18 protein-coding genes and 1 rRNA gene are annotated in these 18,490 nt (G+C 61.9%); 14 read left to right on the top strand and 5 right to left on the bottom strand.

What is annotated here, in order from left to right; translation table 11 throughout:
- Nucleotides 1-238: ribosomal RNA gene (locus tag PHAMO_RS03980) — 16S ribosomal RNA — on the bottom strand; the annotation flags it as partial.
- A 453-nt stretch (nucleotides 239-691) separates the two neighbouring features.
- Nucleotides 692-826: a hypothetical protein gene (locus PHAMO_RS20170; RefSeq protein ID WP_002726672.1), complete on the bottom strand. Its 135-nt coding sequence runs from the start codon at nucleotides 824-826 to the stop codon at nucleotides 692-694.
- 101 nt (nucleotides 827-927) lie between these two features.
- Between PHAMO_RS20170 and PHAMO_RS03975 the strand changes: the two genes are divergently transcribed.
- Nucleotides 928-1,125: a hypothetical protein gene (locus tag PHAMO_RS03975; protein ID WP_002726671.1), complete on the top strand. Its 198-nt coding sequence runs from the start codon at nucleotides 928-930 to the stop codon at nucleotides 1,123-1,125.
- Nucleotides 1,126-1,132: 7 nt separating this feature from the next.
- On the opposite strand, the gene PHAMO_RS03970 is transcribed toward PHAMO_RS03975, so the two are convergent.
- Nucleotides 1,133-2,422: a TAXI family TRAP transporter solute-binding subunit gene (locus tag PHAMO_RS03970; RefSeq protein WP_002726670.1), complete on the bottom strand. Its 1,290-nt coding sequence runs from the start codon at nucleotides 2,420-2,422 to the stop codon at nucleotides 1,133-1,135.
- Between the two features lie 193 nt (nucleotides 2,423-2,615).
- On the opposite strand from PHAMO_RS03970, the gene PHAMO_RS03965 reads away from it, so the two are divergent.
- The 5 genes from PHAMO_RS03965 (at nucleotide 2,616) to PHAMO_RS03945 (ending at nucleotide 6,625) form a co-directional block, all read left to right on the top strand.
- Complete coding sequence (locus PHAMO_RS03965) at nucleotides 2,616-2,978, top strand: rhodanese-like domain-containing protein (RefSeq protein WP_002726669.1); 363 nt, start codon at nucleotides 2,616-2,618, stop codon at nucleotides 2,976-2,978.
- Complete coding sequence (locus PHAMO_RS03960) at nucleotides 2,975-3,424, top strand: rhodanese-like domain-containing protein (RefSeq protein WP_002726668.1); 450 nt, start codon at nucleotides 2,975-2,977, stop codon at nucleotides 3,422-3,424. The genes PHAMO_RS03965 and PHAMO_RS03960 overlap by 4 nt, the downstream gene beginning before the upstream one ends.
- A 125-nt stretch (nucleotides 3,425-3,549) precedes the next feature.
- Nucleotides 3,550-4,461: a LysR family transcriptional regulator gene (locus tag PHAMO_RS03955; RefSeq protein ID WP_002726667.1), complete on the top strand. Its 912-nt coding sequence runs from the start codon at nucleotides 3,550-3,552 to the stop codon at nucleotides 4,459-4,461.
- Complete coding sequence (locus PHAMO_RS03950; protein WP_002726666.1) at nucleotides 4,458-5,600, top strand: TDT family transporter; 1,143 nt, start codon at nucleotides 4,458-4,460, stop codon at nucleotides 5,598-5,600. The genes PHAMO_RS03955 and PHAMO_RS03950 overlap by 4 nt, the downstream gene beginning before the upstream one ends.
- Nucleotides 5,601-5,689: 89 nt before the next feature.
- A complete protein-coding gene (locus PHAMO_RS03945) occupies nucleotides 5,690-6,625 on the top strand; it encodes a metal ABC transporter substrate-binding protein (RefSeq protein ID WP_002726665.1) in 936 nt (311 codons plus the stop codon).
- A 39-nt stretch (nucleotides 6,626-6,664) separates the two neighbouring features.
- Here the strand turns inward: PHAMO_RS03945 and PHAMO_RS03940 are convergent, their stop codons facing one another.
- Nucleotides 6,665-6,877, bottom strand: coding sequence for a cold-shock protein (locus tag PHAMO_RS03940; protein ID WP_002726664.1), 213 nt, complete (start codon nucleotides 6,875-6,877; stop codon nucleotides 6,665-6,667).
- 425 nt (nucleotides 6,878-7,302) lie between these two features.
- Here PHAMO_RS03940 and PHAMO_RS03935 point away from each other — a divergent pair, with 425 nt between their 5' ends.
- The 5 genes from PHAMO_RS03935 to PHAMO_RS03915 all read left to right on the top strand — a co-directional run bounded on the left by PHAMO_RS03935 (nucleotide 7,303) and on the right by PHAMO_RS03915 (nucleotide 12,979).
- On the top strand, nucleotides 7,303-8,487 hold the full coding sequence (locus PHAMO_RS03935; RefSeq protein WP_002726661.1) for a trans-sulfuration enzyme family protein: 1,185 nt from the start codon (nucleotides 7,303-7,305) through the stop codon (nucleotides 8,485-8,487).
- A gap of 60 nt (nucleotides 8,488-8,547) precedes the next feature.
- Nucleotides 8,548-9,390 carry a ChbG/HpnK family deacetylase gene (locus tag PHAMO_RS03930; protein ID WP_002726660.1) on the top strand — a complete coding sequence of 281 codons (843 nt, stop codon included), beginning with the start codon at nucleotides 8,548-8,550 and terminating at the stop codon, nucleotides 9,388-9,390.
- A gap of 17 nt (nucleotides 9,391-9,407) precedes the next feature.
- Nucleotides 9,408-10,547 (top strand): 3-phenylpropionate MFS transporter, encoded by a 1,140-nt coding sequence (locus PHAMO_RS03925; protein WP_235720785.1) that lies wholly within the window; start codon nucleotides 9,408-9,410, stop codon nucleotides 10,545-10,547.
- A gap of 241 nt (nucleotides 10,548-10,788) precedes the next feature.
- Nucleotides 10,789-11,175: a peptide-methionine (R)-S-oxide reductase MsrB gene (gene msrB, locus PHAMO_RS03920; RefSeq protein ID WP_456085322.1), complete on the top strand. Its 387-nt coding sequence runs from the start codon at nucleotides 10,789-10,791 to the stop codon at nucleotides 11,173-11,175.
- 58 nt (nucleotides 11,176-11,233) lie between these two features.
- Complete coding sequence (locus tag PHAMO_RS03915; protein ID WP_002726652.1) at nucleotides 11,234-12,979, top strand: cytochrome c biogenesis protein DipZ; 1,746 nt, start codon at nucleotides 11,234-11,236, stop codon at nucleotides 12,977-12,979.
- Between the two features lie 22 nt (nucleotides 12,980-13,001).
- On the opposite strand, the gene PHAMO_RS03910 is transcribed toward PHAMO_RS03915, so the two are convergent.
- Nucleotides 13,002-13,658: an EF-hand domain-containing protein gene (locus PHAMO_RS03910; RefSeq protein ID WP_002726650.1), complete on the bottom strand. Its 657-nt coding sequence runs from the start codon at nucleotides 13,656-13,658 to the stop codon at nucleotides 13,002-13,004.
- A gap of 316 nt (nucleotides 13,659-13,974) precedes the next feature.
- Here PHAMO_RS03910 and PHAMO_RS03905 point away from each other — a divergent pair, with 316 nt between their 5' ends.
- Genes PHAMO_RS03905 through PHAMO_RS03895 form a run of 3 tightly spaced genes read left to right on the top strand, consistent with a single transcriptional unit; the run spans nucleotide 13,975 to nucleotide 18,476 of the window.
- Nucleotides 13,975-15,930 carry a PAS domain S-box protein gene (locus tag PHAMO_RS03905; protein WP_162136939.1) on the top strand — a complete coding sequence of 652 codons (1,956 nt, stop codon included), beginning with the start codon at nucleotides 13,975-13,977 and terminating at the stop codon, nucleotides 15,928-15,930.
- A gap of 47 nt (nucleotides 15,931-15,977) precedes the next feature.
- Nucleotides 15,978-17,153, top strand: coding sequence for a BaiN/RdsA family NAD(P)/FAD-dependent oxidoreductase (locus tag PHAMO_RS03900; RefSeq protein ID WP_002726644.1), 1,176 nt, complete (start codon nucleotides 15,978-15,980; stop codon nucleotides 17,151-17,153).
- A 36-nt stretch (nucleotides 17,154-17,189) separates the two neighbouring features.
- Nucleotides 17,190-18,476, top strand: a complete 1,287-nt coding sequence (locus PHAMO_RS03895; protein WP_002726642.1) for an Hsp70 family protein — start codon at nucleotides 17,190-17,192, stop codon at nucleotides 18,474-18,476.
- Nucleotides 18,477-18,490: the final 14 nt, after the last annotated feature.

The raw sequence follows: 18,490 nt of genomic DNA, 5'->3' as shown, positions 1-18,490 counted from the left end.
TGAGCTTTTACCTCACCAACTAGCTAATCGGACGCGGGCTAATCTCTCGGCGATAAATCTTTCCCCCTAAGGGCGTATGCGGTATTAGCGTCAGTTTCCCGACGTTATTCCCCACCGAGAGGTATATTCCCACGTGTTACTCACCCGTGCGCCACTAAGGCCGAAGCCTTCGTTCGACTTGCATGTGTTAAGCCTGCCGCCAGCGTTCGTTCTGAGCCAGGATCAAACTCTCAAGTTGACTTCCGTGCCCAAGGCACGGAACAGAGCTCGTCCAAAGCAATTTACATCACGCATTTGCAAGATGCACTAGACTTTGGCCGGTTCCGGTCTTTCCAGACCCGGCGCCGCCTGCGCATCCCTTCCTGTCTCTTCACTTGTCAAACAGCAGGAAGTCGTTCCCAACTTCCGTCCCGCTTCACCGCGGGCCCCACCGCAGCGGGGAGGCCGGTTTATAATCGGCCCGGCCGGCCGTGTCAATCTCTTTTTTTCGCTTCGCGGCGATTTCCGTTTTCGGTCTTCGCCGCCGCTTCAGAACCTTTCGGTCCGTCGCAGCGAGGGGCGGTTTCTATCCCGACCAGATCATCGTGTCAACTGCTTTTTTTCTGCCTCGCGGCACAACCAGTCAACCCGCCGACCCCCGCCGCTTCAAACCAAATCGGTTCGTCCCGGCGAGGCGCGCTTTCTAAGCCCATCAAACATAACCGTCAACCGCTTTCTTAACAAAATTCAGAACTTTTTCCAAAAACTCACGGAGCCCCCGGCTGGTGACACTTTTTAGCTTATAGCGGTTACGACCAAACAACTCTAAAAAATGTATACGACGCATTCACACTCCATTCATTTGCATCGCCAATGAATGATGCATTCCAATGCTAAAGTGATGGGCATGGGGCAAGCTGGCCCGCTTCGTGGGGAAGGGAAACAACCATGACCACGCTTCTTACCGTCGCACCCAGCCCATCGCGAACCCGCCCTCTCGTCATGGGGGAGTCGGTCTACCTAATAGAACTGGCGACGAGGATTGCCGACGAAGAGCCTGAGTGGCGCGTCGTCGCGAAATACGGCTTGGGCGACGAAGACGTGATGTTCGTCAGCACCGCCAGCCACGACGGCGAATTGTTCTAGAACCACATCATCTGATTCTGGCGCGCGTCGCCACCAGAACAGCACGACAGGTCTCGCACCCCAGCTGAAAGGCCTCCAGCCCACGGGGAGCGATTACTCCGGCGGAAATGCCCTCCAACACCCCGTCGATCAGGGCGTCGAGTTCGGCCTCGACGGCATCGCATTCCTCCAGGAGTGTCGCGGTGCGAGCGCGTTGCCGCAACGCGATCAAGACACCGATCCGGTCTTCGGCCTGGACCGGGCGGCGGCGAAAGACCGTGCTGTAGAGCGCGATCGCCGTCGAACCGAAAATGCTGGCGGCCGACATGCCGAGATAGATCAGGTCGGAATAGCGCTCGAACACAGTTTGCACTTCGCGCTCGACATACTGGCTGGCCCCCTCATGAGTGGCGATCAAGGCCCCCTTCTCGGTGTCTGGAGGTTCGATGCGGGTACCAAAGGTCTTTTCGATCCCGAGTTGACGGCCATTCTCGAACAGAGCGCGCATCAACTCGATCACCTGCGGCTCTGGCAGCTTGGACCGGGCCACCAGGATCTTGTGTAGAGCCACGGTCTCGATTTCGTCCTCGGGGATACGGGGCGATACAGAGAGGAGACCGGCTTCGATCGTTTCTGCGTAAAGTCCGGGCACTTTCCGCTCCAGCGCTTTGGCATCGCCGATGGCATGGACAGAAACGCCGCGCAGGCTGCTCGCAAGGGTGCCGAACTCGCTGGAGGATTCCAATCGCGACAGCGGTTCGAACAGCACGACAAGATCGTTTCCTGCCGTCAACAACGCATCGAGCTTGGTCTCGGGAGGAACGGTTCGCAGGTCGATCCGCCTGAAATCAACTTTATATTGCTCAAGCAATCGGCGGAGAAACGCCTCGTTGCGTCCGTCGCGCCCCAACACCGTCACCTTGTGCCCTTCAAGATCGGCCAGCGTATCGATACGGGTCTTGCGCACCCCGATCACCAGGATCGCTTCATGCTCCAGCACCGCCAACGCCCGCGCCGAAGTGGGAATCCGACGTTCATCCGTGCGCAGGATGGCAAGCTCGGCATCATGGCGGGCAAAACGCGACAACGCCTGAGCCGATGTTTCACTGACATCGAGGGAGAGAGCGATCGAGGCGCGGTTCTGCGCCAGAGTTTCCGACAGACGACGGGCGAAGCGATATTCGGGGCTGTCCTCGGGACCGACGGCAATCGTGACCGTCGTTGGCTGCGCGTACCAATAACCGACGATTCCGACCACCGCGACAGTCAGCAGTACCGTCGCTACGGAGAGCAGCAGGATCTTGGTTCGGTTGCTCATCGCGGATCTCTGTCCATAGTCCTCCCTGAGGCATCCCGGCGAAGCCCCGTCTTTCCTGCGCCGGGATCATCCGTCATTGGAAGAGGTCTGGCCAGAGATATGCCTCACCACCGGCGTTTGGTTCTGAATTCCGATTGGCACTCAACATTAGTACAGCTTAATATTAGGCGAACTCAATATGGAGAGAACGGCCATGAACGAAACCGGACTCGTTGACGTTTCCCCCGCTGAAGCCAAAAGCTGGATGGACCAGGGCACGGCAGTTCTGATCGATGTCCGCGAACCCTATGAATATGGATTCGAGCGGATTCCCGGCGCGCTTTTATTTCCGCTTGCGACCTTTACCCCTGCCGCTCTGCCATCCGGAGGGAACCAGAAGATCGTATTGCAATGCGGAACGTCAAAGCGATCCGGCATCGCGGCCCAGCGGATGATCGATGCTGGCCATTCGGTCGCCTACCACATCAAGGGCGGATTGGCCGCGTGGAAGGAAGCCGGACTTCCTCTGCTCGGCATCAATCCGACCACCGGTGCCATTGAAGAGAAAAGCGCATGACGTTTCCATCGTGGCGCAGTTTTGGCGCCCTCACCGTCCTCTTGTCCCTGCTGGGCGGAACAGCGGCCCAATCGCAGGAGATCGTCCTGTCCGCGCCCGAGGCAAACGCTTTGGTCGTTGCCGGAAAGATGACGCTGGTCGATGTCCGCACCCCAGAAGAATGGCGTCAGACTGGTGTTCCGGCGGGAGCCAAGCGGCTCGATTATCAGAATCGGACCGGACAGACGCAATTCGTCGAACACCTCACCCAAGCAATCGGTGGCGACCGTTCGACCCCGGTCGCGATCATCTGCCGCAGCGGCAACCGCTCGACCCAGGTGCAGAGGCTGCTGATCGAAAACGGCTTCACCCACGTCGTCAATATCCGGGAAGGGATGCTGGGCAGTGATGCCGGTCCCGGCTGGCTACGACGCGGCCTGCCGGTTATCCCCTGCCCGATGTGCTGAGGCACCACACAAATCGATCAGATTTAATTGTTGAACAGAACACAATAATGAGTTTGATCGATTGATCGTCGAAGGCGATCCTGACGACGGGCAGACATAACGATGGCCCGTCGTCAGGAGGTCCGATGACGCTCGATCAGATCAAGGTTTTCGTTGCCGTTGCCGAGAGCCTGCATGTAACCCGTGCGGCACAAGCGCTGGGGCTAACCCAATCCGCGGCCAGCGCCTCGATTGCCGCGTTGGAGGCCCGCTATGGTTTGGCTCTGTTCGATCGGATCGGACGCCATATCGAACTGACTCAGGCGGGGCGTCTGTTTCTTCCTGAAGCGAAAGCGATGCTGGCCCTGGCGAACAGGGCCGAGACGATGCTGGCCGATTTGTCCGGCCTGCGGCGCGGACATCTTGATCTTTATGCCAGCCAGACCATCGCCGGATACTGGCTGCCGCCCTGGCTGCATCGGTTTCGCGAACGCTATCCCGATATCACCGTCTCGCTGACGATCGGCAACACCCGTCAAGTCGCCCGCGCCGTGCGAGAGGGCACGGCCGACCTTGGCTTTGTCGAAGGCGATATCGACGACCCTATCCTCGCGCGGCTGTCCGTGCCGGGGGATCGGCTGGTGATGGCGGTCGGCTCGGGCCATCCTCTCGCCGGAGCAAAAGATGTTACGCCCGCCGAGATCATCGGCCTTGCATGGGTTTTGCGCGAAGCCGGGTCAGGCACCCGCCAGATATTCGAAGCGGCGCTTGGCGAGTATGGCATCGATCCCCGCGCCTTAACCGTCGCCATGGAGCTTCCCTCGAACGAAGCCGTGCGGAGCGCAGTCGAAGCCGGAGCCGGGGTGACGGTGATATCGCACCTCGTCGTCGAATCGGCTCTGCGCGCGGGACGACTAGCAACCGTCGGCCTCCCCTTCCCGCTTCGATCTTTTACCGTGATCCGCCACGGCGACCGCCACCGCGCCAAGGCAAAAGACGCCCTGCTCGCCCTGATCCGTGACGGACTGCCCTCCCCCACGGAAACGGAGGCTTTATGATGAGTGGGTTCGCGTCCTCCCTCCGGCCGTTTTCCCGGCTCGACCACCCGCGTGAGGTGGTGCGTCAATTCACTCCTAACTGGTTCGCCGCGACGATGGGAACCGGCATCCTGTCCATCGCCTTGGCTCAGATTCCGGCGCGAGAGCTTGACTTTGCCGTCGCCGCCGAAGCGCTGTGGGCGTTCAACATCGGCTTGTTCGTGCTCTTCACCGGGCTGTACACGGCACGATGGATCTTCTTCTTCGACGGAGCGCGTCGGATTTTCGGTCATTCGGTCGTGTCGATGTTCTTCGGCTGTATCCCGATGGGATTAGCGACGATTATCAACGGATTCCTGATCTTCGGACCGACGCATTGGGGCGAAGCCGCGATTACGATCGCCGAGGGGCTGTGGTGGTTCGACGCCGCGTTGGCTCTGGCCTGCGGCATCTTGATCCCTTTTCTGATGTTCACCCGTCAGAGCCATACCATCGATCAGATGACCGCCGTGTGGCTGTTGCCGGTGGTTGCCGCCGAAGTCGCTGCCGTCAGCGGCGGTTTGCTCGCACCGCATCTGGCCGATCCATCGTCCCAATTGCTGGTTCTGATCGTCGGTTATGCGCTGTGGGCCTGCTCTGTACCGCTGGCGATGAGCGTTCTTGTCATCCTGGTGCTACGGATGGCAGTGCACAAGCTGCCGCACGCCAGCATGGCGGCGTCGAGTTGGCTGGCACTCGGCCCTATCGGCACCGGAGCCTTGGGCCTGCTGGTACTGGGGGACGCCGCTCCGGCGATCTTCGCCGCCAACGATCTCACTGCCTATGGTCCTGCCGCTCATGGTATCGGCCTTATCGGCGCGCTCCTGCTCTGGGGCTATGGGCTTTGGTGGGGAGCACAGGCCGTTTTGATCACCCTGCGCTATCTGCGCCACGGCCTGCCATTCAATCTCGGCTGGTGGGGCTACACCTTTCCTCTGGGCGTCTATGCGGTGGCGACTTTGCGCCTTGGCACCGTGCTGCCGATACCGGCTTTCACGACATTCGGCCAAATCCTGGTCGCAGGTCTGGCGGTGCTGTGGCTGATCGTCGGAGCGCGCACCCTGTGCGGAGCATGGCGAGGCGAGTTGTTCGTCTCTCCATGCCTGAAATCGGACGACTGATACCAACCGGCCAACGAAGTGATGGGCCTGAACACCCCGTATGTTATGTTATAACGTATCGAGATGTTTCCCTGGAGGTTCTTTCCGTCATGCTGTCCCGTATCGCCCTTGTTTCCACGCTGCTGATCGCCTTGAGCGGTCACGCTCTAGCCGAACCACTCAAGGTCGTCGCCAGTTTTTCAATCCTCGGCGACATGGTGCGCCAGATCGGCGGCGATCAGGTCCAGGTTATCACTCTGGTCGGCCCCAACGGCGACGCCCACGTTTATCAACCGACGCCAAGCGACGCCAAAGCGATCGCTGATGCCGATCTGATTGTCGTCAATGGGTTGGGCTTCGAGGGCTGGTTCGCCCGTCTGTTCCAGGCGTCCAAAAGCAAGGCACTGGTCGCGGTGGCCTCAACCGGGGTAACGCCGCATGAGCTAAAGGACGAAGACGAAGAGGGAGACGAGTCCCACCGCACACACGGCCACACCGATGGCCACGGCGGTGCCACCGACCCCCATGCATGGCAATCCCTGGCCAATGGGCGGCTCTATGCGGGTAATATCGGGGAAGCGCTGGCTCAGGTCTCTCCTGATCGGGCCGAACACTTTCTGGCGGCGGCGGCGGCTTATTCCCAACGCCTGGGTGTTCTCGAATCCTGGGTGCATCGGGAATTGAGCGCGATCCCGAAGGCGGAACGCAGGATCATCACCAGCCACGACGCCTTTGGCTATTTTGGTAAAGCCTATGGGATCGAACTGCTGGCCCCGGTTGGGATCAGCACCGAGGCCGAACCGACGGCCAAGGATGTCGCCGCTCTCATCCGGCAGATGAAGGCGACTAAAATCCGGGCGATTTTCATCGAGGCGATGACCGATCCCCGCCTGATCCAGCAGATCGCCAAGGATGGCGGCGGCACTGTCGGCGGCGCGCTCTATTCCGACTCGCTGTCACCGGCTGACGGCCCCGCCCCTACCTACGAGGCGATGTTCCGCCACAATGTCGAAGTCTTGAAAGCCGCCCTGGCTCCACGCAGTTAAGGGCCGCCGGGGGGGAGGGAGTCCCCTCCCCCACCCCGATCAATCCACGGACTTCAAATTCTCGGCCGCCATCTTGCCGCTTTTAGTGTCCGAGACCAGATCGAACCCGACCTTCTGGCCTTCGCGCAGATCGCCCAGCCCCGACCGCTCCACCGCGCTGATATGGACGAAGGCGTCCTTGCCGCCCTCATCCGGGGCAATGAAGCCGAAACCCTTTTGGGCGTTGAACCATTTCACGGTCCCCGTAGTCATCAGGAAACCCTTTCAAGAACGGAGGAACCCCCTTGCGTTCAGGCAAGGGGCGGTGCACGGGCTGGATAAGACGATCGCTTTCAAGGGGCCGCCCCGATCGGCGCATCATCAATCCACCTCCCCGCGTCTATGACATGGTTGCTCCGAAATCGCGATCACATCAACCATAATGAAAATTTACATCTGCAAATTAACGTCTTTAGGTAGATTCTCCATTCCCAAAACCACCCGCGTCGGCATGCTGCGAACCAGCCGGGCGATGCGCGCTTATGGCCAAGACTGGAATTCGGAGGATACCGAAATGCCAGGGCAGGCCTGGACCGAAGTCTGGTGGCGGCAAACACCCTAAGGTCCGTCAGAGTAGTGTAAAGTAGACGATCACGTCCGGTCGGATGCGGTCGGCGCGCAGAGGAGCGTTCACGATCATGAATCCCGCCACCCTTGCCATTCACGCTGGTCTGTCCGACAGCGTTCCCGGCCAGCCGGTTCTCAGTCCCCTGGTTCCCGCCACCAGCTTCTTCGCCGACCCGGATGCGATTGGCTTTTCCGCCAACGATATGGGCGATCAGACACCTCACTTTTATTCGCGCTGGAGCAATCCGACCGCCGAAACGCTGGAACAACGTCTGGCCGCGCTTGATGGCGGCGAGGCGGCGCTGACCTTCGCCAGCGGAATGGCGGCAATCAGCGGTCTGTTCTTCCACATGCTGAAGGCTGGGGATCATTTGATCCTGTCCGACGTCTGCTATGCTGGCGTGGCCGAACTGGCACACGAGACCTTGCCGGAATGGGGCATCGACGTCACGAAGGTTGACACCTCTTCGCCTCAGGCCGTCGCCGATGCAATCCGCCCATCAACCCGACTGGTCCATATCGAAACGCCCGCCAACCCGATCCTGCGGCTGGCGGATATTTCCGCAATCGCTGAAATCGCCCGCCCGCAGGGCGTTAAACTGTCGGTCGATGCGACGATGGCAACGCCGATCGCGACCCGCCCGCTGGAGTTTGGAGCCGATTTCGTCGTTCACTCCCTGACCAAATATGCTTGCGGCCATGGCGATGCTCTGGGCGGGGCCGTGATCGGGAAACACCAGGCGCTGGCCAGTCTACGCAAAGAGGCGTTGATCCATTTTGGCGGTGCGATCAATCCTTTTGCCGCCTGGCTGATCCTGCGCGGACTTGAGACCCTGCCAATGCGGATGGCGGCGCATCAAGCCAACGCGGCCGCGGTAACCGAATTCCTGTCCAACCATCCCCGCGTCGGGCGGGTCATATGGCCGGGTTCGCCCACCCATCCCCAGCACGAACTGGCGCGGCGGCAGATGCGCAATTTCTCCGGCATGGTGTCGTTCACCGCCGATGATGGCCCGGCTTTGGCGCGCCGCTTCGCCGAACGGCTGAAGCTGGTGGCCTATGCCGTATCCCTGGGCAAGACCCGCAGCCTTTTGTTTTACATCCCGTCGGACGACATCATCCGCTCGTCTTTCCGCCTGAACGCCGCAGCCGCGCAAAGCTACCGCGACTGGACCGGCGACGGCACCTTCCGTCTGTCGGTCGGAATCGAAGACCCGGCGGACATCATCGCCGACCTGGAACAAGCGCTGGGATAGACGGCAGGAATGCGTCTTTAAGACTGGCGCCGACACTGGCCCCCCCTTTATCCTGAGCCGATGACCAGTCCCTCCCTGACCCTCTGCGCCGACGATTACGGCCTTGCTCCTGGAATTGGACGTGCGATCCGCGCTCTGATCGAGGCGGGACGCCTTCAGGCAACCGGATGCATGACCGCCGGACCGTTCTGGCCGTCCGAAGCCGCGCTGCTACGCCCGCTGTCGAGGCGGGCCGAGTTTGGCGTTCATCTGACCCTGACCGATCATTCGCCATTGGGAACGATGCCGGATCTGGCTCCAGATGGCCGCTTTCCCCCGCTGGGGAAGCTATTGAAACGGGCGATGCTGCATCGTCTCGACCGTGCCGAGATCGCTGCGGAATTAGAGCGGCAAGTCGATTCGTTCGAAGCGGCGATGGGGCGGGCACCTGATTTCCTCGACGGACACCATCATGTCCATCAATTGCCGGTGGTGCGTGACATCGTGCTCGATCTGGCCGCACGCCGACTGGCCCCCGGTGGATGGGTGCGGTCCTGCTGGGATAATCCGCTGGCAATCCTGGGACGTGGAATCGACCCGGCCCGCGCCGGATTGATTGCCGCTCTGGGAATCGTATTGCGCCGCCATCTGCATCGGGCCGGGATCGCCCACAATCTCCGCTTTCGCGGCGTGTACGACTTTTCCGGTCGCACCCCGTATTCGGCATTATTCGAACGATTTACCGACCTCCCCGGCCCCGGCACCCTGGTGATGTGTCATCCCGGCGAGGTCGATGAGCCGTTACGAGCCTGCGAGACGCTGACGGACCAGCGCAAGGTCGAATACGCATTCCTCGCTTCCGACGAGATGGCCGCCTCTCTGACCCGCCGAGGTCTGGTTCTGGCACCACTCCCGCGCGCATGAGCAGCACGGGAAAGGCCATGCGACTGGCCATCTATTACTCGGCTCTCTTCTCGATCATCGGGATTCTTGCACCGTTCTGGCCGCTTTGGCTGTCATCGCGGGGGTTAAGTCCGTCCGAGATCGGCATTCTGATCGCCTTCACCTACCTCACCCGGCTGGTCGCCAATCCATTGGTCGGACATTGGGTCGATCATCGCGGCGACCGCAAACGACCGATTCTGATCCTGGCGGCAGCGGCAACAATATTCTGCCTGCTCTTCCCCTTCGCCTGGGGATTCTGGCCGATCCTAATCGTAACGCTGCTGGTCTTCCTGCCGTTCAATGGACTCATGCCGGTTGGCGACAGTCTGGTGCTGATGGTCGCCGCCCGCGAAAAGCTTGATTACGGCAGGATACGACTGTGGGGATCGCTGGCTTTCGTCGCGACAGCCTCGCTGGTTGGACGCGCTTTGGCCGAGTGGCCGGTGACCAATCTACCCTGGCTGTTTTGTGCGATCCTGTTCTGCCTGACCCTTTCCTGCACGGCGCTACCCGATGCCCGCGTCCAGTTACGCGACCACCCGCCGCCACCGCTGCGGCCCCTGCTGGGATCGGGACTCTTCCTATTGTTCCTGGGCGCGACCGCGCTGAACCAGACCGCCCACACCGTTTATTACGGCTTCGCGACCTTGCATTGGAAAGCGGCGGGGCTGTCCGATGCGACGATCGGATTATTGTGGTCAGAAGGCGTCGTTGCCGAGATCGTTCTGTTCTCCCTCAGCGGTCGGGTGGTGGCATGGCTAGGACCGGCAGGACTGATCCTGTCGGCGGGTTTATGTGGGATCGTCCGCTGGTTCGTGCTAGGCGCGACCACTGAACCGGCCCTGCTCGCGCTGGTTCAGATCCTGCACGCCGCGACCTTCGGCTGCGCCCATCTGGGAGCAATGCATTTCATCCAGCAGGCGGTTCCGCCGTCGCTGTCGGTGCGAGCCCAGGGACTTTTCACCGCTCTGTCGGTCGGGCTTGCCCCTGGTCTGGTCATCGCCGCCGCCGGACCGCTCTACGAGCGCCTGGATGGCGAAGCCTTCTGGGTGATGGCGGGCCTTTCCGCCGCAGCGGCACTGATGGCGTGGCCGCTGGCGCGGCGATGGAACGGTCGCAGCCTGATCGCGCCCTGACCGTCGCCCGACGAAAGGACGGCGACGCCCGTCTTGTCATCACACGCCTCGCCCCCAATCTATCGATAGATGCGGACAGACGCATCGAAACGAAAACCATGCCAAGAGTAAGGTTTCTTGCGGGAGCACGGACATGTTGACGCGACGACATTTCCTTTTGTCAGGATCGAGCGGCCTCGCGCTTCTTGGTCTCTCCAACGCATTCTTCACGTCCCGCGCCCGTGCAGGCGAAGACTTCCCCCTGGTTCACACAACAAAGGAGTGGCGCAGCATGCTGACGCCGGAACAGTTTGCGGTTCTGCGCGAGGAAGCGACCGAGCGGCCGTTTTCCAGTCCTCTTAACAATGAGCACCGCGCCGGAGAGTTTTCCTGTGTCGGCTGCGGACAGCCTTTGTTCGACTCGAACACGAAGTACGACAGCGGCAGCGGCTGGCCCAGCTTCTGGGCTCCGAAGGATAAGGCGGTTGCCACCTCGACCGACCATAAGATCGGCGTGGCCCGGACAGAGGTTCATTGCAGCAAGTGCGGGGGGCACCTCGGCCACGTCTTCAACGATGGACCGGCACCGACCGGGTTGCGCTATTGCATGAACGGAACAGCGTTAACATTCACGCCCAAGACCTCCTGATCTTCGTTTCGAGGCGTGGCGATCCGTTCCGTTTAGGCATGAATCGAGAGGTCGTCCGATGCTGTTGTTCGCCATCGCCTATCTCGCCGGAGGGCTGACCGTCCTCAGCCCCTGTATCCTGCCGGTTCTGCCGTTCGTGTTTGCCGGAGCCGAGCGTCCCTTCCTGCGAAGCGGGTTGCCGATGCTGGTCGGGATGGCACTGACCTTCGCCCTGATCGCGACCCTGGCGGCGGTGGGCGGCGGCTGGGCGGTCGAAGCAAATCAAGCCGGGCGATGGATCGCTCTGGTGCTGCTCGCGCTGTTCGGATTGGCCCTGCTGTGGCCCGGTCTGGCCGAACGAATCAGCCATCCCCTTGTCACACTGGGCGGTCGGCTGTCCCAATTGGCGGAACGCGGCGAATCTGACGGAGCCACTTGGTCGGTTTGGCCTCCGGTTCTGCTCGGCATCGCCACCGGATTGGTCTGGGCTCCGTGTGCCGGACCAATCCTGGGGGTGATCCTGACCGCCGCCGCGCTGGATGGAGCCAGTATTCACACAACGCTGCTGCTGGTGGCCTATGCCGCCGGAGCGGCCACGTCATTGGCGGCGGCGTTGCTGCTGGGGCGCCGAATGTTCGCGGCGATGAAACGGAGCCTTGGTGTCGGCGAATGGGTCAGGCGTGGCCTGGGCGCGGCGGTTCTGATCGGAGTTGCCGTCATCGGCCTCGGACTCGATACCGGAGTACTCAGCCGAGTGTCGTTGCCCAGCACCGTCGCCGTTGAACAGAGGCTACTTGACCAGCTTGAACCGACACCGAACATGCTGGCGGCGATGGCGGCATCCGAGGGGAGCCTTCCGATCGAAGGAATCCTGCCCTCGTTGAGCGGGGCGACGGCGTGGCTGAACGGACCGCCCCTCAGCACCGACGACCTGCGCGGGAAGGTTGTTCTGGTCGATTTCTGGACCTATTCCTGCATCAACTGCCTGCGCACCCTGCCCTACGTCCGCGCCTGGGCCGACAAGTACCGCGAGGCGGGATTGGTGGTGTTGGGTATCCACGCCCCTGAATTCGCCTTCGAGAAATCGATCCCGAACGTAACTGGAGCGGTACGCGACCTGAATGTGACGTATCCGGTTGCGATCGATAACGATTATGCTCTGTGGCGCGGGTTCAACAATCATTACTGGCCCGCGCATTATGCCATCGACCCGCAGGGCCGCATCCGGTTCCACCATTTCGGCGAAGGTGGCTACGAGCACACTGAACAAGTGATTCGCCAATTGCTGACCGAGGCCGGACGGACACTTCCCGCAGAGACGGACAAGAACGCGGTCGAGACACAGGGCGTTCATGCCCCCGCAGACTTCGCCACGCTTGGCTCGCCCGAAACCTATCTCGGTCATGACCGGGCTGAGAATTTCCGTTCGCCCGGAGGCATTGTCCCAGACCGGACCTCTCCTTATACCGCCCCGGCAAAGCTGCGCCGCAATGAGTGGGCCTTGGCGGGAGAGTGGAAAATCGAATCCGAACGGGCGATTGCCACCGCAGTCGGCGACCGCATCCTGTTTCGTTTCCATGCCCGAGACCTGCATCTGGTGCTGGGACCGGACGAGAACGACGCTCCGGTACGGTTCCGGGTCCGGCTTGACGGTGCCGCCCCCGGCGTCGATCATGGTCTCGATATCAATGCCGAGGGAATGGGGACGATCACCGGACGGCGGCTCTATCAGCTGATCCGACAGACCGATTCCAGCCGCGACCGGACCTTCGAGATCGAGTTCCTTAGCCCCGGCGCCCAGGCGTTCGCGTTCACGTTCGGCTGAACGGCGGTATTTAAGCTCGCCATCACTTCGACGGAGACAGGCAGAACCGCCGCAATTCCGCCTGATCGAGTACACCATTATGATTGAGATCGAGCGAGTCGAAGATCAGGTTAGCCTGATGCAGAAACTCGTCCAGGCTGACCTTGAAATCGAGATTGGTGTCCGCCGACATCACCGGATCGATCCCGTTGGCCGGATTGGGTCGCTCACGGCCACCATCGCCATCACGGCCACCACTCCGCCCGCCCCATCCGCCGCCGGGAAAGCCGACACGGCCGCTTACCGATCCGTCGTCTTCGTCCCGCTCGTCGCGCCGGATATGGGGTGGTTTGGGAGGAGCTTCGGGACGAAACGGAGCGCGATAGACTGACAATTCATCGGCGGTGATGAATCCATCGCCATCGCTGTCCATCCGGGCAAACTGCGCACGGGCGTCGGCCAGGAAGTCTTGGCGCGAGACCGTACCGCGATGAACTGAATCGACCCGGACAGCCCAATCGTCAAGTGCCGCCTCGCATCCGCGCCATCCCAGCGCGCCGCCGGTCAGCGGCTCGGCATTGGGACTAAGGCTAGGGGCGTGCTGCGAACCGGATCGAGACGCCCCGCCAGGATCGCCCGAGCCGGAACAGGCCGCGAGTCCAACGGCCAGAAAGACGACATTCCACGCTTTTCCGGTCATGACTCACCCTGCTTGTGGCCCAAAAATCCGCCCATCCCACGCCCGGCGAGATCAAAACGCTGACTCCGATTCAGCATACCCCAAAGACCGACACGCAGACAGACGCAGATTCCTGCGTTTTCGGAATGGAGCGCCACGACGTGCCGCTTACGTCGATCGCCATCTTTCTACACCGGAACGTGTTATTGCTAAGGAGTGGGGTCGCGGGGGTGATTTCAGCGTGATGGACGACAGACACAACAGAGATTCGACCGATCCGACACTAGGCGGATGTAACCCCACGACTCGGTTCGGGCGCGAACCGAAACGCCTGATCATGCGCCTGATCACCTCCCGGCATATTATTCTTACCCTGACGCTGGCGCTATTGGCCGGGCTTGGGACAACGGAGTTGTTCCGACTAACGCTGGAAGCCAACAACCGCGTCGCCTTCGACAATTGGGCGGAACGCGAGGCTACGGCCTTACTCGAACGAACCCTGGGCGGTCGGGCAATGGGGGCGGTCGTTTTTTCCGGCGAAACCGATCCGTCGCTTCGCGCCGCGGCGACCGGCCGCGACCCGGCCCGGCGAACAGATGGCGACAACGCCGCTCGGAGCCTTGAAACCCTTGGACGCGAAATCAACGGCGAGGGCACCTTTGTCGTCAATCGCGCCGGTATCATCGTCGCCTCGTGGGATGCCATGGGACGAATACGGATCGGCACCGACGTCGGATTCAGACCCTTCGTCCAAAGCGCGCTCGATGGGACCGAAACCGTCTATGCCGCAGTGGGGATATCGACCGGGGAACGGGCCTTGTTCCTTGCCGCGCCGGTCTGGGCAAGCCAGAACGAACAAAAAGCCGTGGTCGGTGCCTTGGTGGGACGAGTCGGGATAGACGTGATTGAACGATCCCTACGGAATGGAAGCGACATCGCCCTGCTGGTGTCCCCCCATGGAGTGGTCTTTGCAAGTTCACGACGAGACTGGCTTCTGTCCCTTGTCGGAGACGCCTCCCACGACCGCATCCGCGCCATCGCCGCCCTGCGGCAGTTCGGGGCCGCCTTCGATAGCCCGCATCGGATCAGAACACTGCCGTTCGATCCCAACTCAACCACCGTGCAGATCGACCAGACCCGTTACATGGCGGCGCGGCTGCCGCTGAAATGGAACGATCCAGGCGGTGATTGGTCGCTGGTGCTTCTCACCGATCTGGCCTCGGCGGCACCGATGGCGCTCCGTGCCGGTATCGGTGCCCTGGCGACATTGGGAACGGCCTGTTTCGGCTTGCTGGCACTGAGTCGGCGCGACGCGGTGGCTCGTCAGCGCCAGGAACAAAGCATCCAAGACGCCGAGGCACGGCAACAGATCGCCATCACCGAAAGGCAGAACCGGCAATTCGACCTGATTGCCCGTCTGCACCAGACCACGAACCTTACCGAAATGGCTCAGGAACTCTTCTCCGGTCTGGGGCGCGACCTGCCTCTGCACCAGGGTAGCCTGTATGTGAGCGACGATGACGGGCAACGATTCCATCTGGCCGGATTTCATGGCAACGGCAGAGCGCCAGAGCAAATCGGGACGAGCGACGGCATGATCGGAGAGTGCGCCCGACAGAGCCGGACGCTTTGTTTCGAAGATCCTCCGGCTGGAGTCTGGCGGCTTCGCCCAGGCCCTGGCCCTGGCGAAGCATCGCCGCGCGTCCTGCTGCTGTTGCCGCTCGTCCACGATGGTCGCGTGCTGGGCGTGCTTGAACTGGCTTCGCTCTCTCCTGCGCTTGCCGAGAATCGGGCGACGGTCGAAACGATCCTGCCGACTCTGGCGGTCCAGATCGACTTTTTGCGGGCAACACGGCAGGCCCGCGATCATCTGGCCGAGGTGAACCGCCTGACCGAATCGGTCCGACTCCAACAGGATCTCAGCCAACAGACCGAGGATTGGTTCCGCACCATTCTCGATGGAATGCCGGTTGGGCTTCTGGTGGTCGATTCCTCTGGACGCATCATCCTGTCCAATCCCGAAATCGAACATTTAAGCGGCTATTCACTCGACGAGTTGCTGGGGGAGAACATCGAAAAACTGCTCCCGGCGCCGCTTCGTGCCCAACACGTCGAATGGCGCAACGCACTGACGATGGGTGAGGATCAGGTCATTCGGATGGGCCGCAAACACCCCGCTTTACCTCTGGTAACGCGGGATGGACCCGAGATCATGGTTGAAATATCCCTTATGCAAACCCCCGCTTTGGGATCGCAGCGTCCCTGCGTTTGCGCCATGATCCGCCCCATGTGATCCACCCGACCGTGACAGACGGCAAAATCCGGGCTAGAACCCCACCGATGAATTTCGACGTTATCGTCATCGGTGCCGGTGCCGCCGGATTGATGTGCGCTGCTGCTGCCGGTCGGCGCGGGCGGCGGGTGCTGGTGCTCGACCATAATGACCAGCCGGGCCGCAAGATTTTGATCTCGGGCGGTGGACGCTGCAACTTCACCAATCTGGGAGTTGCCCCCGACCGCTATCTGTCTGGCAATCCGCATTTCTGCACCTCGGCGCTAAAGCGCTATCGCCCGACCGACTTTCTCGACCTGCTGCGACAGCATCGGATTCCCTGGCACGAACGCAGCCATGGCGAATTGTTCTGCGACCGTTCGGCCGAAGACATCGTGACGATGCTCCTCGCCGAATGCGCCGCCGCCGGGGTTGACCTGCGCTACGGGCTGAAAGCTGGCGCGGTCAGCGGCGATGGCCCCTTTACCGTGGCAACCGGCGCGGGAGGACTCACCGCCGCTTCGGTGGTACTGGCGACCGGGGGGCTATCGATCCCCAAGATCGGAGCCAGCGGCTTTGCCCATGCCGTCGCCCGCCGCTACGATATCCCGGTGGTGACGCCGCGTCCCGGATTGGTGCCACTGACCTTCGCCGAAACCGATCTGGCCCTGATTCGCCCCCTGGCCGGGATCGCGGTCGAGGCAATCGTTTCGGTCGGGCGCGCCCGGTTCCGTGAGGCGGTTCTGCTCACCCATCGCGGCCTGTCGGGGCCGGCTGTGCTGCAAGCCTCATCCTACTGGCAACAGGGCGAGTCGATCGCGATCGACTGGTTGCCCGATCTCGACGCCGCCGCGTATCTCCTGGGGCGCAAGACCGAACGGCCCAAGGCGGAGGTGCGGACGGTACTGGCCGAGCATCTGCCCGCCCGCCTAGCCGAGGCGTTGACCGTCCGGGCCGGATGTGACGGCCGCCCGATCGGTCAGACGACTCATGCCGCGCTGACCGCGCTCGCCGCCGAGGTCAAAAACTGGAGCCTGACTCCCACCGGCACCGAAGGTTGGCGCACCGCCGAGGTCACCGTGGGCGGAATCGACACTGCGGCCCTGTCGTCCAAGACGATGGAGGTCAAGGCCCACCCCGGCCTGTTCGTGGTGGGCGAGGCCGCCGATGTCGCCGGCTGGCTGGGCGGTTATAACTTCCACTGGGCCTGGGCCAGCGGCTGGGTCGCCGGTCAATTCGCCTGAGCCTCCGTCTTTATCGTTACCCATCGAGGAGGTCTCATGTTCGTCGGAATGGACTTTGGCACCACCAACAGCGCCGTGGCGATCGCCGGGCGGGATCAGGCGGCGGAAGTCGTCCATTTCGCCACCTCGGCAGGACCGGCACAGACCTTGCGCTCGGTCCTGGCCTTCGATGCCGCCCGCCGCGACGCCCATCACAACATCGTGCCATTGGTCGGCCACGACGCGATCGACGCCTATCTGCACGGCGACGGCGAGTGCCGTTTTCTGCAATCGTTCAAATCCTATCTAACCAGCCGGTTGTTCACGGGCACCTCGATCCTCGGCCGAACCTACAGTCTGGAAGATCTGGTGGCGCTGATCGTCGCCCATCTTCGCCGTGCCGCCGAGGCTCAGGGAACACGCGTAGAGCGAGTGGTGGCTGGGCGGCCGGTGCGCTTCGTTGCCGAGGGTGGCGAGACCGAGGACGATTACGCCACCGGGCGGCTGGTCGAAGCCTTTGCCAAGGCCGGAATCAGCGACGTGGTATTCGAGTACGAGCCGATCGCCGCCGCTTATTATTACGAAAGCGGGCTGACCGAGGATCAGACTGTCCTGGTCGCCGATTTCGGCGGCGGCACCAGCGATTTCTGCTTGATCCGACTGGGACCGGGACGCGCGAAACTGGCCCGACCCGAAGACGCGATCATCGGTACGGCCGGTGTCGGCATCGCCGGTGACGCTTTTGACCGCCGCATCGTCGAACACGGCCTCTCCGCACATTTCGGCAAAAACGATACCTATCTCAGCGATGGCAAGTCGTTGCCAATGCCCGCCTGGATTTATGCCAAGCTGGAACGCTGGCATCATGTCGCCTTTCTCAACACGCCAAAGACGCTTCGGCTGCTGCGCGACCTCCAGCGTCATGTCGAAGACCCCGACCCGATCGAGCAATTGCTGGCGCTGATCGAGCACAATCTCGGCTATCACCTCTACCGTGCGGTCGAGCGGGCCAAGCTGGATCTGTCGCGGGGAGAGGAAACCCTGTTCCGCTTCGATCACGCTCCGGTTCTGGTTGAACGGCGGATCGCTCGCAGCGAGTTCGAGACCTGGATCGGCAAGGAGCTGACCGCGATCGAGGAGTGCGTCGAAGGACTGCTCGACACCACAGCGATTCCAGCCGAACGGATCGACCGCGTCTTCCTGACCGGCGGATCGTCGCTGGTGCCATCGGTGCGGGCGATTTTTGCCCGCCGCTTTGGCGAGGACAAGATCAGCGCAGGCGGCGAATTCATCTCGGTGGCAAGCGGTCTGGCTCAGCGCGCCCGCGAGGTCTTCTCCGCCTGATTCGGGCGGTTTGG

This window comes from Magnetospirillum molischianum DSM 120 (assembly GCF_000294655.1).
In the GTDB taxonomy this organism is placed as follows: domain Bacteria; phylum Pseudomonadota; class Alphaproteobacteria; order Rhodospirillales; family Magnetospirillaceae; genus Phaeospirillum; species Phaeospirillum molischianum.
Note: the sequence above shows the minus strand (reverse complement) of the source record. Positions and strands in the feature narration are given on the sequence as shown.

Coding starts and splice junctions, on each gene's coding strand:
- PHAMO_RS03915 (WP_002726652.1), top strand. CDS start 11,234: ATGCTGTTGTTCGCCATCGCCTATCTCGCCGGAGGGCTGACCGTCCTC.
- PHAMO_RS03945 (WP_002726665.1), top strand. CDS start 5,690: ATGCTGTCCCGTATCGCCCTTGTTTCCACGCTGCTGATCGCCTTGAGC.
- PHAMO_RS03930 (WP_002726660.1), top strand. CDS start 8,548: ATGACCAGTCCCTCCCTGACCCTCTGCGCCGACGATTACGGCCTTGCT.
- PHAMO_RS03910 (WP_002726650.1), bottom strand. CDS start 13,658: ATGACCGGAAAAGCGTGGAATGTCGTCTTTCTGGCCGTTGGACTCGCG.
- PHAMO_RS03925 (WP_235720785.1), top strand. CDS start 9,408: ATGCGACTGGCCATCTATTACTCGGCTCTCTTCTCGATCATCGGGATT.
- PHAMO_RS03960 (WP_002726668.1), top strand. CDS start 2,975: ATGACGTTTCCATCGTGGCGCAGTTTTGGCGCCCTCACCGTCCTCTTG.
- PHAMO_RS03975 (WP_002726671.1), top strand. CDS start 928: ATGACCACGCTTCTTACCGTCGCACCCAGCCCATCGCGAACCCGCCCT.
- PHAMO_RS20170 (WP_002726672.1), bottom strand. CDS start 826: ATGCGTCGTATACATTTTTTAGAGTTGTTTGGTCGTAACCGCTATAAG.
- PHAMO_RS03940 (WP_002726664.1), bottom strand. CDS start 6,877: ATGACTACGGGGACCGTGAAATGGTTCAACGCCCAAAAGGGTTTCGGC.
- PHAMO_RS03895 (WP_002726642.1), top strand. CDS start 17,190: ATGTTCGTCGGAATGGACTTTGGCACCACCAACAGCGCCGTGGCGATC.
- PHAMO_RS03935 (WP_002726661.1), top strand. CDS start 7,303: ATGAATCCCGCCACCCTTGCCATTCACGCTGGTCTGTCCGACAGCGTT.
- PHAMO_RS03970 (WP_002726670.1), bottom strand. CDS start 2,422: ATGAGCAACCGAACCAAGATCCTGCTGCTCTCCGTAGCGACGGTACTG.
- PHAMO_RS03955 (WP_002726667.1), top strand. CDS start 3,550: ATGACGCTCGATCAGATCAAGGTTTTCGTTGCCGTTGCCGAGAGCCTG.
- PHAMO_RS03905 (WP_162136939.1), top strand. CDS start 13,975: ATGCGCCTGATCACCTCCCGGCATATTATTCTTACCCTGACGCTGGCG.
- PHAMO_RS03900 (WP_002726644.1), top strand. CDS start 15,978: ATGAATTTCGACGTTATCGTCATCGGTGCCGGTGCCGCCGGATTGATG.
- PHAMO_RS03950 (WP_002726666.1), top strand. CDS start 4,458: ATGATGAGTGGGTTCGCGTCCTCCCTCCGGCCGTTTTCCCGGCTCGAC.
- PHAMO_RS03965 (WP_002726669.1), top strand. CDS start 2,616: ATGAACGAAACCGGACTCGTTGACGTTTCCCCCGCTGAAGCCAAAAGC.